This is a genomic window from Rahnella perminowiae (assembly GCF_019049755.1).
Classification (GTDB): domain Bacteria; phylum Pseudomonadota; class Gammaproteobacteria; order Enterobacterales; family Enterobacteriaceae; genus Rahnella; species Rahnella perminowiae.
The window spans coordinates 44,289-59,585 of the sequence record NZ_JAFMOS010000643.1 but is presented as its reverse complement, the minus strand read 5'-3'; the positions used below and the strand labels follow the sequence as shown (position 1 = coordinate 59,585).

The 15,297-nt window shown below is 50.3% G+C and carries 14 protein-coding genes; 11 read left to right on the top strand and 3 right to left on the bottom strand.

Annotated elements, in window-relative coordinates; all coding sequences use genetic code 11:
* Positions 1-32: 32 nt before the first annotated feature.
* Positions 33-1,337: a trigger factor gene (gene tig, locus J1785_RS25785; protein ID WP_129952838.1), complete on the bottom strand. Its 1,305-nt coding sequence runs from the start codon at positions 1,335-1,337 to the stop codon at positions 33-35.
* A gap of 432 nt (positions 1,338-1,769) precedes the next feature.
* Positions 1,770-2,084 (bottom strand): transcriptional regulator BolA, encoded by a 315-nt coding sequence (gene bolA, locus J1785_RS25780; protein WP_112151718.1) that lies wholly within the window; start codon positions 2,082-2,084, stop codon positions 1,770-1,772.
* A gap of 328 nt (positions 2,085-2,412) precedes the next feature.
* Here bolA and J1785_RS25775 point away from each other — a divergent pair, with 328 nt between their 5' ends.
* From J1785_RS25775 to J1785_RS25735, 9 genes are all read left to right on the top strand, one after another.
* Positions 2,413-2,991, top strand: coding sequence for a lipoprotein (locus J1785_RS25775; RefSeq protein WP_129952839.1), 579 nt, complete (start codon positions 2,413-2,415; stop codon positions 2,989-2,991).
* 148 nt (positions 2,992-3,139) lie between these two features.
* Positions 3,140-4,618 (top strand): muropeptide MFS transporter AmpG, encoded by a 1,479-nt coding sequence (ampG, locus tag J1785_RS25770; RefSeq protein WP_217221010.1) that lies wholly within the window; start codon positions 3,140-3,142, stop codon positions 4,616-4,618.
* Positions 4,619-5,049: 431 nt separating this feature from the next.
* On the top strand, positions 5,050-6,009 hold the full coding sequence (cyoA, locus tag J1785_RS25765; protein ID WP_217221009.1) for a cytochrome o ubiquinol oxidase subunit II: 960 nt from the start codon (positions 5,050-5,052) through the stop codon (positions 6,007-6,009).
* A 3-nt stretch (positions 6,010-6,012) separates the two neighbouring features.
* Entirely contained in the window at positions 6,013-8,004 is a 1,992-nt protein-coding gene (gene cyoB / locus J1785_RS25760) for a cytochrome o ubiquinol oxidase subunit I (protein WP_013576646.1), read from the top strand.
* The gene (locus tag J1785_RS25755) at positions 7,994-8,608 is read left to right on the top strand and encodes a cytochrome o ubiquinol oxidase subunit III (protein ID WP_013576647.1); all 615 of its coding nucleotides are present in this window, start codon (positions 7,994-7,996) and stop codon (positions 8,606-8,608) included. Before cyoB ends, J1785_RS25755 begins: the two co-directional genes overlap by 11 nt.
* The gene (locus tag J1785_RS25750) at positions 8,608-8,940 is read left to right on the top strand and encodes a cytochrome o ubiquinol oxidase subunit IV (RefSeq protein ID WP_013576648.1); all 333 of its coding nucleotides are present in this window, start codon (positions 8,608-8,610) and stop codon (positions 8,938-8,940) included. The genes J1785_RS25755 and J1785_RS25750 overlap by 1 nt, the downstream gene beginning before the upstream one ends.
* Before the next feature lie 18 nt (positions 8,941-8,958).
* A complete protein-coding gene (gene cyoE / locus J1785_RS25745) occupies positions 8,959-9,843 on the top strand; it encodes a heme o synthase (RefSeq protein ID WP_129952842.1) in 885 nt (294 codons plus the stop codon).
* Positions 9,844-10,015: 172 nt separating this feature from the next.
* A complete protein-coding gene (locus tag J1785_RS25740) occupies positions 10,016-11,380 on the top strand; it encodes an MFS transporter (protein WP_129952843.1) in 1,365 nt (454 codons plus the stop codon).
* A gap of 169 nt (positions 11,381-11,549) precedes the next feature.
* The gene (locus J1785_RS25735) at positions 11,550-12,848 is read left to right on the top strand and encodes a Gfo/Idh/MocA family protein (RefSeq protein WP_129952844.1); all 1,299 of its coding nucleotides are present in this window, start codon (positions 11,550-11,552) and stop codon (positions 12,846-12,848) included.
* Between the two features lie 165 nt (positions 12,849-13,013).
* On the opposite strand, the gene J1785_RS25730 is transcribed toward J1785_RS25735, so the two are convergent.
* Positions 13,014-13,505: a YajQ family cyclic di-GMP-binding protein gene (locus tag J1785_RS25730; RefSeq protein WP_129952845.1), complete on the bottom strand. Its 492-nt coding sequence runs from the start codon at positions 13,503-13,505 to the stop codon at positions 13,014-13,016.
* A 238-nt stretch (positions 13,506-13,743) separates the two neighbouring features.
* On the opposite strand from J1785_RS25730, the gene panE reads away from it, so the two are divergent.
* Entirely contained in the window at positions 13,744-14,655 is a 912-nt protein-coding gene (panE, locus tag J1785_RS25725; protein WP_129992087.1) for a 2-dehydropantoate 2-reductase, read from the top strand.
* Entirely contained in the window at positions 14,618-15,226 is a 609-nt protein-coding gene (gene yajL, locus J1785_RS25720; protein ID WP_129952847.1) for a protein deglycase YajL, read from the top strand. The genes panE and yajL overlap by 38 nt, the downstream gene beginning before the upstream one ends.
* Positions 15,227-15,297: the final 71 nt, after the last annotated feature.

Here is a 15,297-nt window from a genome sequence, read left to right as displayed (position 1 = left end):
CCTGGAAACAGGTTCAGCAATGTGCATTAAAATTATGCAGGTTGAGTCTGGTTCATCAGCTCAGTAAAAGTCGTGGCCTTTTCGGTCACTTTCGCTTTAGACAACAGAGTTTCGACCGCTTGTTCTTCCAGCGCGACGTTACGCATGTTGTTCATCAGCTCTTTATTTTTGCTGTAGAACTCAACCACTTCTTGTGGATCTTCGTACGCTGATGCCATTTCTTCGATCAGCGCTTTAACGCGATCTTCATCAGCTTTCAGTTCATGCTGGCTGATGACTTCGCCCAGCAGCAAACCGACAACGACACGACGCTTAGCTTGCTCTTCGAACAATTCGCGTGGCAGTTCCAGCGCTTGTTTTTCGTTGCCGCCAAAACGTTGTGCAGCCTGACGACGCAGGACATCCACTTCGCCGTCGATCAATGCAGATGGCACGTCGATTTCGTTAGCGCTGACCAGACCGTCAATTGCCTGAGTTTTGATGCGGTTACGAACAGCACCTTTCAGCTCGCGTTCCATGTTTTTACGCACTTCAGCGCGCAGACCTTCTACAGAACCATCAGCCACGCCGAAACGTTTGATGAATTCTGGCGTCAGCTCTGGCAGCTCACGTTGTTCAACTTTCTTCAGGGTAATAGCAAACTTAGCCGCTTTACCTTTCAGGTTTTCAGCGTGGTAATCTTCCGGGAAGTTCACGTCAATAGTGAATTCTTCACCGGCTTTGTGACCAACCAGACCGTCTTCGAAGCCTGGGATCATGCGGCCCTGGCCCATAGCCAGTACGAAATCAGAAGCTTTACCGCCTTCGAATTCTTCACCGTCAATAGAACCGGAGAAATCAACAGTTACGCGGTCTTCAGCAGTGGCAGCAGCATCAGTTTCTTTCCAGTCCGCTTGTTGCTTACGCAGAGTTTCCAGCATGGTGTCAACATCAGCGTCGTTAACTTCAACAACCGGTTTTTCAACTTCGATGTTTTCCAGATCTTTCAGCTCAACTTCCGGGTACACTTCAAATTCTACGGAGAAGTTGAAGTCTTCACCCTGCTTGTACTCACCCGGGATATAGTTAGGTGCGCCAGCTGGATTGATTTTTTCTTTGATGATCGCATCAACGAAATTGCGTTGCATCAGATCACCCAGTACGTCCTGACGTACTGACGCGCCGTAACGCTGTTCGATGATATGGCTGGGTACTTTGCCTTTACGGAAGCCGTCAATACGTACTTTTTTAGAGACGTTGATCAGTTCACTGCTCACTGCTTTTTCAATGCTTTCAGCAGGAACAGTAATCGTTACGCGGCGCCCAAGGCCTTGAGTGGTTTCAACAGAAACTTGCATCTTGTTACCTCAAAAAAAAATCACAGTGCTCGGTCAACTCCAGAAGTCGTTCTCAAGATGAGCGCAAACTTACCTTGAAAACGACTTCTAAGAACCGGGACAGTTCTGTATCAGAACGTAGCCCTGTATTCGAGAGCGTCCGAAACCATTCCGGAAAAATTAGACGCGACATTATAGCGGCGCATACGCATTGAGTCGAGGACGGTCTCTGATGCGCGGGAGGGAAACTCACACGGGACTCGATCCTTCGAAAAATGCGGTCATTCAGAGGCACAAACCTCTTGCCGTCAGTCCGTCAGAAGAAAAACAAAAACGGCCCGCAGGCCGTTTCTTGAAATTCGCACCTACTAATACCGCATCTGACAAGGAAAGTTCCAGTTTTACCGTGTCAAAAGCCGATATTTATGCCTTTTGTGAATCAGATCGCCACTGTCAGGCCATTGTGCCCGCACCACGACATGGCGGTGAAGCCGGTACCGTATCCTGTAAGCCTTCCCATTCTTTCAAGGTATATGTGTGCAAAGCCAGCGCATGTACACTGCCTGCCAGCTCCTCGGTTAATTTCCCGTAGATGGCTCGATGGCGCGCCAGGAAACGCTCCCCGATAAACTTATCGGACACCATGACCACTTTAAAATGGCTCTCAGAGCCTGCCGGGACATTATGACGATAGCTTTCGTCAGTCACTTCCAGAAACGCAGGTTCGAATGCTTCAACTAATTTTGCTTCTATTTGCTCACGAATCATAGCAATCTCCTTAAACCGCATCAGCAGAGAACTGCGCCTGTCTGGTACCCCTATCCTTTTATAATGATAGGCGGCTTTCCAGATTCTATGCACACCAGAAGAATAAATTTCTGCTGCGGATTGATAAAAATGCCGCTCAGTCTGTCAAATAAAGTGCCGCTTAGCCACGGATGACGTCAGCCGTTCGCCGCTTTACTGTGACTTTGCTGAAAAAAAACGCGAAAAACACATTTTTCCGGATTGTTGGGACTTCCCCCGGCAAATGGCAATGTTATGATGTCGGCAAATTTTTGAGCACTATTCCCTTATTAATATTGAGAAAATACACATGCTAAAGAAAATTATTTTCCCTGTTCTGGCGCTCTTTATGCTGGCGGGTTGCGCTACCAGCACTAACACGCTGGATGTTTCCCCGAAAATTGTTCTGCCTTCCCAGGATCCTACCCTGCAGGGGATTACTATCAGCATTAATGGTGCTGACCAGCGTCAGGATCAGGCACTGGCGAAAGTGAACCGCGATGGTCAGCTGATTTCCCTGACCCCGTCACGTGATCTTCGCTTCCTGCTGCAGGAATCTCTGGAGAAGCAAATGACTGCCCGGGGCTACATGGTCGGTGCTGACGGTGCCGTTGATCTGCAAATTGTGGTGAACAAACTGTATGCTGACGTTCAGGAAGGGAACCTGCGTTATAACATCACCACCAAAGCCGATATTTCTATCATCGCGACAGCGAAAAACGGCAGCAAGCAGGTAAAAAACTACCGCTCGACGTATAACGTTCAGGGTGCACTGTCTGCGACTAACGCAAAAATCACCAATGCCGTTAACACCACACTAGGCGATGTCATCAGTGACATGGCGTCAGATACCAGCATCAGCGACTTCATCAAAGCAAACGCCCGTTAAGTTCAGCTGAAGTTTACATGATGAATTCTGCCCGGCTCGTCCGGGCAGAATGCTTTTTACAGCCAGCGATTATCTTTCCTGAAATGTATCCCTTCCTTTATTATGCATGTGCGCCACTCTCTCAACGGTTCGCAGGAACACAATTTTCATGATCAGTCAGTACTTTAAAATTTTCACGCAACGCAATACGGTCATTTTATTGCTTCTGGGCTTCGCTTCCGGTTTACCCCTGGCGCTGACGTCCGGCACATTGCAAGCGTGGATGACGGTCGAAAATGTCGACCTGAAAACCATCGGTATTTTTTCGCTGGTAGGTCAGGCCTACGTGTTTAAATTCTTATGGTCGCCGATGATGGATCGCTATACCCCCTCTTTTCTCGGGCGCAGACGAGGATGGCTGATCCTGACGCAGTTGCTGTTGGTCGTGGCGATTTTCGCGATGGGATTTATGGATCCCTCAAAAGACTTATTCTGGCTGGCTGCGCTGGCCGTACTGATCGCCTTCGCCTCGGCGTCGCAGGACATCGTTTTCGACGCGTATAAAACCGATGTACTGCCACCGGAAGAACGCGGAAATGGTGCCGCCGTGTCGGTCCTGGGTTACCGTCTGGCGATGCTGGTCTCAGGGGGACTGGCGTTATGGCTGGCTGACCGGTATCTCGGCTGGCAGCATATGTACTGGCTGATGGCGGGTCTGATGCTGATAGGCGTTCTCGCTACCCTGTTAGCACCGGAACCTCAAAACGCCCAACCCGCGCCTCGCAGTATTGAGATGGCTGTTATCTCCCCGCTTAAAGATTTTTTCGGCCGCAACAATGCCTGGCTGATTTTGCTGCTCATCGTCATGTACAAAATGGGCGATGCCTTTGCAGGTAGCCTGAGTACAACATTTTTAATCCGTGGCGTTGGCTTTGATGCCGGGGAGGTCGGGCTGGTAAATAAAACGCTCGGGCTGATGGCAACGATTATCGGCGCCTTATTTGGCGGAATGTTAATGCAGCGTCTGAGCGTGTTCCGCGCACTCATGTTGTTCGGGATTTTACAGGCTGTTTCCAACGCCGGTTACTGGATCCTGGCCATTACCGATAAAGATTTAACCACCATGGGCGCGGCGATTTTCTTTGAGAACCTGTGTGGCGGTATGGGGACAGCTGCGTTCGTGGCGTTGCTCATGACACTGTGTAATCGGTCATTCTCTGCCACCCAGTTTGCGCTGCTTTCAGCATTGTCTGCCGTGGGACGCGTATATGTCGGGCCGATTGCCGGATGGTTCGTTGAAGCTTACGGCTGGCCTTGGTTTTATCTTTTCTCGATTGTGGCCGCTATACCCGGCTTGTTACTGCTTGCAGTTTGCCGGCAGACTCTTGAATACACTCAAAAAACAGAGGCTTTCCTGCCACGCATTCACTTCGCCGCCCCGTACCGCTGGGCGTTACGTTGCATGCTGACGGGCAGCGTGTTATTGGTACTCTGGCTGCTCACGCTGATAATCGACAGTGCCGGATGGGCATCCTGGCACAGTCTGGCGACAATCCTGTTACAAGCGGGTGCCATCATTTGCCTGACTGGCGTTATTTTAGGCAGCCTGCTCGATTTTTTATCTCTGCGCCGTACTGCACGTGCCTGATTTACCGCCATTCATTCGAAATGAATGGCGTATTTCATTTAACAAATTATCTCTACATATGAGGCAATAAATTAAATCCAGAAAAAATAATATTTTCAGGGATAATTTTCTTTCGTGCTTTTTGTGCTTTTATTTCACCTGCTGTCTACATTAATTTAACATTAATTAAACCTACCGATGCGATATCGCACGGCAATTATAATGTCAAAATCTGTCACTCCTTGTTTTTCATCACTATAGAAAAAAATCCATACGCAACATATTGTTGCCGACTGTAAATTGTCACGTTCCGTGACATGTGTGACTGCGTTAACATAAAGTGTCAACAGCGCTTTGACACTTGTTTAAGCGTGTTTACAGTCCTGCAACCTTCCCGTAAAATGCCCGCACACCTGAAGCGACAATAGAGCCCTAGTTATTGAGGTCGTTAGATGAGACTTAAGAAATACAATAAAAGTATTGGGATGTTGTCCTTATTTGCCTCCGCAGTAATGTTGAGCGGTTGCAATACGGCATTGATGGATCCCAAGGGAGCAATTGGACTTGAGCAGAGAACGCTGATTTTAACCGCTATCGGTTTAATGCTGATCGTTGTTATACCAGTTATTATCATGGCGTTAGCCTTTGCCTGGAAGTATCGCGCTTCCAATACAAAAGCAAAATACAGTCCTGATTGGTCCCACTCCAACAAAATTGAAGCCGTCGTCTGGACAGTTCCAATTATTATCATTGCCATCCTGGCAACGATTACCTGGAAAACCACCCACTCGCTTGATCCGTTCAAGCCAATTGTGACTGACCAAAAACCGATGACGGTTGAAGTCGTTTCTCTGGACTGGAAATGGTTGTTCATTTATCCAGAACAGGGCATCGCGACCGTTAACGAACTGGTTATTCCTAAAGATGTGCCTGTTCAGTTCAAAGTCACTTCAGACTCTGTGATGAACTCGTTCTTCATTCCTCAGTTAGGCGGGCAGATTTATGCGATGGCCGGTATGCAAACTCAGCTGCATTTGATTGCAAATGAAGCGGGTACGTATAAAGGCATTTCAGCAAGCTTCAGCGGCCGCGGCTTCTCAGGTATGAAGTTCAACACAATTGCGACTCCAACCCGTGCCGATTTCGACACCTGGGTAGCGAAAGTGAAAAGTGCACCGAATCAGCTGGCGACAACTGATGACTTCAACAAACTGGCTGTACAGAGCATCGACAACCCGGTCGAATACTTCTCTGTTGCAAAACCTGGTTTGTTTAAAGAAATCATTGGCAAATACTCCATGCATGACATGAAGGCAGCGCCGGAAGGTCATACCATGCCAATACCTGCAGGCGCTGACATGAAAGGCATGGATATGGGTGGACAGTCTCACGCAGCCGGAGCCGAGGAATAAAAGATGTTCGGAAAATTAACGCTTGATTCGGTTCCGTATCATGAACCGATTATCATGGTCACAGTTGCCGCAATTATTATCGGTGGTCTGGCAGTCGTTGCCGGCATCACCTATTTCGGTAAGTGGAAGTATCTGTGGACCGAGTGGCTGACCTCCGTCGACCACAAAAAATTAGGTATCATGTATATCATTCTGGCCTTCGTCATGCTTTTGCGTGGTTTTGCCGATGCCATCATGATGCGTAGCCAGCAGGTCCTTGCCTCTGCGGGCGAGCCGGGCTTCCTCCCCCCTCATCACTACGACCAAATCTTTACCGCGCACGGCGTGATCATGATTTTCTTCATGGCGATGCCTTTCGTAATCGGTCTGATGAACGTGGTTGTTCCTTTGCAAATCGGTGCGCGCGACGTTGCGTTCCCGTTCCTGAACAACGTGAGCTTCTGGTTTACCGCCGCGGCTGTTGTGCTGATCAACATCTCTCTGGGTGTGGGTGAGTTCGCACAGACCGGCTGGTTAGCTTATCCGCCACTGTCAGGTAAGGAATACAGTCCGGGGGTCGGGGTAGATTACTGGATCTGGAGCCTCCAGATATCCGGTGTCGGTACCTTGCTGACCGGTGTTAACTTCTTTGCGACCATCCTGAAGATGCGCGCACCGGGTATGCCGCTGATGAAAATGCCGGTATTTACCTGGGCCGCACTGTGCACCAACGTGTTGATTATCGTGTCCTTCCCGATTCTGACCGTGACTGTTGCACTGCTGACTTTAGACCGTTATCTGGGCACCCATTTCTTCACGAATGATATGGGCGGCAACATGATGATGTACATCAACCTGATTTGGGCCTGGGGCCATCCGGAAGTGTACATTTTGGTTCTGCCAGTATTCGGTGTGTTCTCGGAAGTGACCGCGACCTTCTCCAAAAAACGTCTGTTCGGTTACACCTCGCTGGTATGGGCAACCATCGCCATCACCGTGTTGTCGTTCATCGTTTGGCTGCACCACTTCTTCACCATGGGTTCAGGCGCTAACGTCAATGCCTTCTTCGGCATCATGACGATGATCATTTCTATCCCGACCGGGGTAAAAATCTTCAACTGGCTGTTCACCATGTATCAGGGCCGTATCACGCTTAACGCGGCGATGTTGTGGACTGTTGGCTTCATCATCACCTTCTCTGTAGGTGGTATGACCGGCGTTCTGCTGGCGGTTCCGGGTGCTGACTTCGTGCTGCACAACAGCCTGTTCCTGATTGCCCACTTCCATAACGTTATTATCGGTGGTGTGGTCTTCGGTTGCTTCGCAGGTCTGACTTACTGGTTCCCTAAATCCTTCGGCTTCACGCTGAACGAAAAATGGGGTGTGCGTTCATTCTGGTTCTGGATCATCGGCTTCTTCGTTGCATTCATGCCATTGTACGTACTGGGCTTCATGGGCATGACCCGTCGTGTCAGCCAGAACATCGACCCTGAGTTCCACCCGCTGCTGGTTGTTGCGGCATGCGGTGCTGCACTGATTGCCTGCGGTATCCTCTGCCAGCTGATCATGATCTTCGTTTCCGTTCGCGACCGCGACCAGAACCGTGATCTGACCGGCGACCCGTGGGGCGCACGTACTCTGGAGTGGTCAACATCTTCTCCTCCTCCGTTCTACAACTTCGCCATCGTGCCGCAAATTCACGACCGCGATGAGTTCTGGGACATGAAAGAGAAAGGTACCGCTTACAAGCAGCCTGCTAAATATGAACCGATTCATATGCCACGTAACAGCGGCGCCGGTTTCATCATCGCTATGCTGAGTCTGGTTTGTGGTTTCGCCTTAATCTGGGATATCTGGTGGCTGGCTGCAGTGAGCTTCATTGCCCTGGCTGCGACCTGGATTGCGAAAAGCTTCGACGAAGATGTTGATTACTACGTGCCAGTTGAAGAAGTGGAACGTATTGAAAACCAACATTATGAACAAATCCGTAAAGCAGGTGTGAAACATGGCAACTGATACTCTGACTCACCACGATGAGGCCCATGCTGAGCATGGGCACCACGATGCAGGTGCAACCAAAGTCTTCGGCTTCTGGATCTACCTGATGAGTGACTGCATTTTGTTTGCGAGCCTGTTCGCGACATATGCAGTGCTGGTAAACGGGACCGCTGGCGGTCCCTCTGGTAAAGACATTTTTGAACTGCCGTTCGTGCTGGTAGAAACCTTCTGCCTGCTGTTCAGTAGTATCACTTACGGCTTTGCCATGCTGGGCATGAACAAAGGCAACAAAGCCGCTGTTAACGGCTGGTTGTTCCTGACATTCCTGTTCGGTTTAGGCTTCATCGGGATGGAACTCTATGAATTCCATCACCTGATTGCTGAAGGCTATGGCCCGCAACGCAGTGGTTTCCTGTCTGGCTTCTTTGCACTGGTCGCCACCCACGGTCTGCACGTGACCTGTGGTCTGATTTGGATCCTGACGATGATGGTTCAGGTTTCACGTCGCGGTCTGACGGAAGTTAACAAAACCCGTCTGATGTGTCTGAGCCTGTTCTGGCACTTCCTTGACGTGGTGTGGATCTGCGTGTTTACCGTTGTTTATCTGATGGGAGCGATGTAATGAGTCATTCTGCTACTTCCCATGGTGGCGCAAGCCACGGCAGCCTGAAGTCATACGCTATTGGCTTCATCTTGTCGGTTATCCTGACGGTGATCCCGTTTGCCATGGTCATGACCGACACGGCATCACATTCACTGATTCTGGGTACCGTGGTTGCTTCCGCCATCATCCAGATCGTTGTCCATTTAGTGTTCTTCCTGCACATGAATACGTCGTCGGAAGAGCGCTGGAACCTGGTGGCGCTTCTGTTCACCGCTGTGATTATCTTTATCGTTGTTGTGGGCTCATTGTGGATTATGTATAACCTCAACCTCAATATGATGGTCAGTTAAAGAGCCGAGCTGCACGTGATGATTAAGCAATACCTGCAAGTAACGAAACCAGGAATTATTTTCGGCAACTTAATTTCTGTCATCGGGGGATTTCTCCTTGCTGCCAAAGGCAGCATCGACTTCCCACTCTTTCTCGCCACACTGGTCGGTGTTTCGCTGGTGGTCGCATCGGGTTGTGTATTTAACAACTTTATTGACCGCGACATCGACCGGATCATGGAAAGAACGAAGAACCGGGTCCTGGTGAAAGGGCTTATTCCGCCGAAAACAAGCCTGGTTTACGCGACCATTCTGGGTATTGCGGGCTTTGCGTTGTTGTATATCGGAGCAAATCCGCTGGCGATGTGGCTGGCAGTGATGGGCTTTGTGGTTTATGTCGGCATTTACAGCCTGTACATGAAACGCAACTCGGTATACGGCACGTTGATCGGCAGCTTATCTGGCGCAGCGCCACCGGTTATCGGTTATTGTGCCGTTTCAGGCCAGTTCGATACCGGTGCCCTGATCCTGCTTCTGATTTTCAGCCTGTGGCAGATGCCGCATTCGTACGCGATTGCCATCTTCCGCTTCAAGGATTATCAGGCTGCGGGCATCCCGGTGCTGCCAGTGGTGAAAGGCATTTCTGTCGCCAAGCATCATATTATCGTCTATATTTTGGCCTTTATGATTGCGACACTGATGCTGACCCTGAGCGGTTATGCAGGTTATAAATACCTGATCGTCGCCGCCGCTGTGAGTATCTGGTGGCTGGGTATGGCACTGAAGGGTTACAAAACGGAAAACGATGTGCTGTGGGCGAGGAAGCTGTTTGGTTTCTCCATCATCACTATCATGTCGCTGAGCTTCATGATGTCCGTGGATTTTAATTCTGCCCCGACATCATTGCTGACGTACGTTTGGTAACGCACACGTTCAGTGTAACCCGCTGAAATCACAGCTAAAGGCCAGTAGCAATACTGGCCTTTTCTTTTGCTCACTCTGACGGGCAAATTTCGTAATATCTGCTAAAGATCCATCGTTTTACCCAAGCCGGCTTAATCATTAAAATGTCGGATTGTTATTTTGAGGTAGTAATGTGAACGATAACCAGATGACCCCGCAGGAAAGTCGGGCTACATGGGGACTAGGGACAGTATTTTCTTTGCGCATGCTCGGCATGTTCATGGTGCTGCCGGTGCTGACCACTTATGGCATGAAACTGTCCGGCGCCAGCGAAACACTGATCGGCATCGCCATCGGTATTTACGGACTGGCACAAGCTGTTTTCCAAATCCCGTTTGGCCTGCTTTCTGACCGTGTTGGCCGCAAACCACTGATCGTCTTTGGTCTGGTCATCTTCTGTATCGGCAGCATTGTGGCTGCTTCCACCGAATCTATCTGGGGCGTGATCATAGGTCGTGCCTTGCAAGGCTCTGGCGCAATTGCAGCTGCCGTGATGGCCCTGCTTTCTGACCTGACCCGCGAGCAAAACCGTACCAAAGCGATGGCGTTTATCGGCATCAGTTTCGGTATTACCTTTGCGATTGCAATGGTTCTCGGCCCGATCATCACCCACGCCTGGGGCTTACACGCCTTGTTCTGGGCGATCGCGGCGCTGACCATTCTCGGTATCATCATCACCGTGGCCGTGGTGCCCTCCCCTGCCACGCACATCCTGAACCGTGAATCGAGCATGGTGAAAGGCAGCTTCGGTAAAGTGCTGAGTAACGCTAAATTGCTGAAGCTGAACTTCGGCATCCTGTGTCTTCACGTGTTACTGATGTCGAGTTTCGTGGTGTTGCCGCAAGTGATGGAACATGCAGGTTTCCCGCCGAGTGAACACTGGCGGGTGTATCTGATCACCATGCTGACATCTTTCGTTGCCGTCATTCCGGTGATCGTTTACGCCGAGAAAAAGCGCCACATGAAACAGGTATTCATGGGTTGCGTGATGGTGTTGCTGCTGGCTGAAATCGTGCTGTGGGCTGCTGGCCTGCATTTATGGGCAGTCATCGCCGGTATCCAGTTGTTCTTCCTGGCCTTCAACGTGATGGAGGCGATTTTACCCTCGCTAATCAGTAAAGAATCTCCCGCAGGCTATAAAGGCACGGCAATGGGACTTTACTCCACCAGCCAGTTCATCGGGGTAGCAATTGGTGGCAGCTTAGGCGGTTATGTTTACGGACACGCCGGTGCCGGTACAGTATTCCTGGTATGTGCAGCAATTGCCGTCGTCTGGTTGCTGGTTAGCTCTACTATGACTGAACCGCCGTATGTCAGTAGCCTGCGTATCACCTTATCTGAACTGGCAGTGAAAGATTCCGCCTTGCAGGCGCGGATCCTTGCACAGCCAGGTGTGGCTGAAGCCGTTGTCGTACCGGAAGAATTCAGTGCCTATGTGAAAGTGGATACCAAACAGACTAACCGTAAAGCGCTCGAACAACTGGTCAGCGCGGCCTGATTGCCCTCCTGACAAAAACACGCTGTGCTGGCAAACTGGCACAGCGTTTCACTTTTATCTCTGCCGCGTGACTCCCCTCACTTAAAAAACCTCAGTAATCATTATCCTCAGGAATTCCTTAACAAAAATTTTGTCAGTGATGACGGCTTTCGGGCCTTTTGAGGATCTCATGAAAACATATGCTCTCGTTGGCACCGGCGGTCGCTCGGGTTTATACATTGAAGCGATCACCGGCAAATACCGCCACAATGCAAAATTTGTGGCTTTCTGTGATACAAACCAGACGCGAATGGATTATGCGAACCGCCAGCTTGAGCAAAGTGGCGTCGCCCGGGTACCGACCTGGAAAGCGGCCGGTTTCAATACGATGCTCGACGAAACCAAACCGGATATCGTGATTGTCACCAGCATGGACCGCACGCATGATGATTACATCGTCCGCGCCCTGCACGCCGGTTGCGACGTCATTACTGAAAAGCCGATGACCATTGATGAACACCGGGCGCTGCGTATTCTGGATGCGGTCGATGCCACCGGTTATCAGGTGCGTGTGGCGTTCAATTACCGCTACGCGCCGCATCACAGCAAAATACGCGAACTGCTGATGCAGGATACTATCGGCGAAGTGCTGTCAGTTCATTTTGAATGGCTGCTCAATACCGAACATGGTGCAGATTACTTCCGTCGCTGGCACCGTGAAAAACGCAATTCCGGCGGCCTGCTGGTGCATAAATCCACCCATCATTTTGACCTGATGAACTTCTGGCTGAACAGTACGCCGGAAAAAGTGTACGCCCAGGGTGACCTGCGGTTTTACGGGAAAGAGAATGCTGAGAAACGCGGCATGACAGAATTTTATCCGCGTGCGCATGGCTACACACAGGCACAAAATGATCCGTTTGCACTGCATATGGCAAATAATGCCCAGCTTAAAGCGCTGTATCTGGATGCGGAACACGAAGATAACTACTTCCGTGATCAGAGTGTATTCAGCGAGGGCATCAATATTGAAGATACGTTATCCGTGCTGGTGAAATATCAGAACAAGGTGCAACTGACCTATTCACTGAATGCATATCTGCCATGGGAAGGGCTGAACGTGGTGTTTAACGGCACCCGGGGACGCATTGAAATGAAAATTGTCGAGATGTCTTACGTTAACGCTGGTGGGAAACGCGAAAAAGAAGGCAGCATTGAAAAAGCGGAAATCACGGTTTATCCGTTATTTGCCGAACCCTGGAAGGCACAATTCCAGCTGGGAGAAGGTGGTCACGGCGGCGGTGATAATGCGATGCTGGAAGACTTGTTCGGCGAGCGCAAAGAGGATCCGTTAAAACGTGCAGCCGATCATCGCGCCGGTGCCATGTCGATCCTGACCGGGATCGCCGGGAACCTGTCGATGCAGTATGACAAACCTGTTTACTTTAAAGATTTCGAGCTGGTGAAAAGACTACGCCAGCGCAAGTAACCCACAAAAAAGGGACGCAATGCGTTCCCATGTTAATTGCCAGAGAGCCAGGTAATTTGAGCGGCAGGAAGGCGGCAAATGAAGGAACCCGATGCGCTTACCGGAGTAAGTGATTCGGGTTACTGAATACGGTCAACACATCTGCCGCTCAAAGAACGACGGCTATCAGTCGCGGAAGTTTTTGAACTGGAACGGCTGGCCTAAATCGCCGTTACGGATGAGTGCCATCACAGCCTGTAAATCATCACGCGCTTTGCCAGTGACACGAACTTCGTCACCCTGAACCTGCGCCTGCACTTTAATCTTACTGTCTTTGATCAGCTTGACGATTTTCTTCGCCAGCGTGGATTCAATGCCGGAATGCAATTTTGCTTCAACACTGTAAGTTTTACCGCTGTGCTCCATCTGCTCCGGAATTTCCAACGCCCCGCCTTCAATGCCACGTTTGGCTAACTTCTCACGCAGAATATCCACCAGCTGGTTCACCTGAAAATCTGATTCGCTGGCCACTTTAATACTCTCATTTTTTTCATTGAGATCGAAGCTGGCAGGAATATTGCGGAAATCCCAACGGGTTTGCAGTTCACGACTGGCATTTTCCACGGCATTACGCACTTCCTGCATGTCGATTTCGGAAACAATGTCAAAAGACGGCATAATCGCTTCTCCCTGTAGTTTTTGTGTTGCGTTATATGGCGTGCATAATACCGCCTTCAACCGCCGATGCCAAACGACAGCAAAGCACCAAACATTAAATGCTCCGGTGCTCATAAAGTGCAGGTGAAAATGTGATCTGTAGCACAAAAGTCTATACTAATAAGATAACCGGACAGCAGAATATTCTTTCAACTATCTTCTTCATGGTTCTATTTCGCCACGATTCCCGGGAGGCACAATGAAAATAACAGTATTGGGTTGCGGTGCGCTGGGACAACTCTGGCTTTCGGCTCTTTATCAGCAAGGCCACGACGTACAGGGCTGGATCCGCATTCCGCAGCCATTTTGTGCCGTCAACGTTATCTCGCCGGAAGGCATTGCTTTTAATCGCAATATGCCTACTAACGACCCGGAACATCTGGCACAAAGCGAATTACTGCTGGTTACGCTCAAAGCATGGCAGGTTTCCGGCGCGGTCAGCGCGCTGATGCCAAAGCTTGATGATAATTGCGCAATATTACTGCTGCATAATGGCATGGGTACTGTTGATGAATTACCGCCCCATCGTCTGGCCATTTTGCAAGGCGCGACGACCCATGCGGCACGTCATGAAAGCAACGCAATTGTCCATGTCGCAGCGGGTGTCACACACATCGGGCCGGTAACACCGCGCGGTGCTGCACTGAGTTCACTGGCAGATACGCTGCATAATGCGTTACCGGATGTCGCGTGGCATGACAACATCAAATCATCGTTATGGAATAAACTGGCGGTGAATTGCGTCATCAATCCGCTGACGGCGATATACAATTGCACTAACGGCGATTTACTGGCCCATACCGCGCAGATTGAAGAAATCTGTCAGGAAGTCGCACAGGTGATGGCCATTGAAGGCGTTGAAATTCATAGCGAATCTTTACTCAGTTTTGTCTATCAGGTGATCGACTCGACGTCAGCAAATCATTCATCGATGTTGCAGGATATCCGCAGCCAGCGTCATACTGAAATTGATTACATTACCGGCTATGTCCTGCGGCGCGGACGGAAATATGGGCTGAATTTACCGGTGAATACCCGCTTATTTGAACAGATTAAGAGAAAGGAAAACGATTATGAGCGCATCAGTTCTGGTCTGCCTGGCACCTGGTAGCGAAGAAATAGAAGCCGTTACCGTAATTGATTTGCTGGTGCGGGCGGGCATTAACGTCATCACGGCCAGCGTCGCCGGCGATGGCAATCTGGAGATCCGCTGCTCACGCGGCGTGCGGATTCTGGCCGACGTCGCACTGGTGGATGTCGCAGATGATGAGCATGACGTGATCGTACTGCCAGGCGGCCTCGCTGGTGCAACCTGCTTCAGTGAAAGCCCGTTGCTGGTGGAGAAAGTCCGACAGATGCACGTCAGCGGTAAAATCGTTGCCGCCATCTGCGCCGCTCCTGCGCTGGTGCTGGAATATCACGATTTATTCCCGGTAGGCAACATGACTGGCTTCCCGGGCCTGAGGGATAAGATCGACCCGAACAAATGGTCCGATCGTCGCGTAATTTTCGATCCACGCGTTAATCTTCTGACCAGTCAGGGACCGGGCACATCCATGGAGTTTGCCCTGAAGATTATCGATCTGTTGCTGGGTAAAACCAAAGCGGCAGAGATTGCCGCGCAACTGGTTCTTGCGCCGGGGATTTATAATTATACCGATGAAGGTGCCCGGGAATCCTGAACCATCAGATACCCGAAATAATTCGGGCTGTAGGGCAACCTTTTAAACTGCGCCTGCGCTGGCCCCGACGG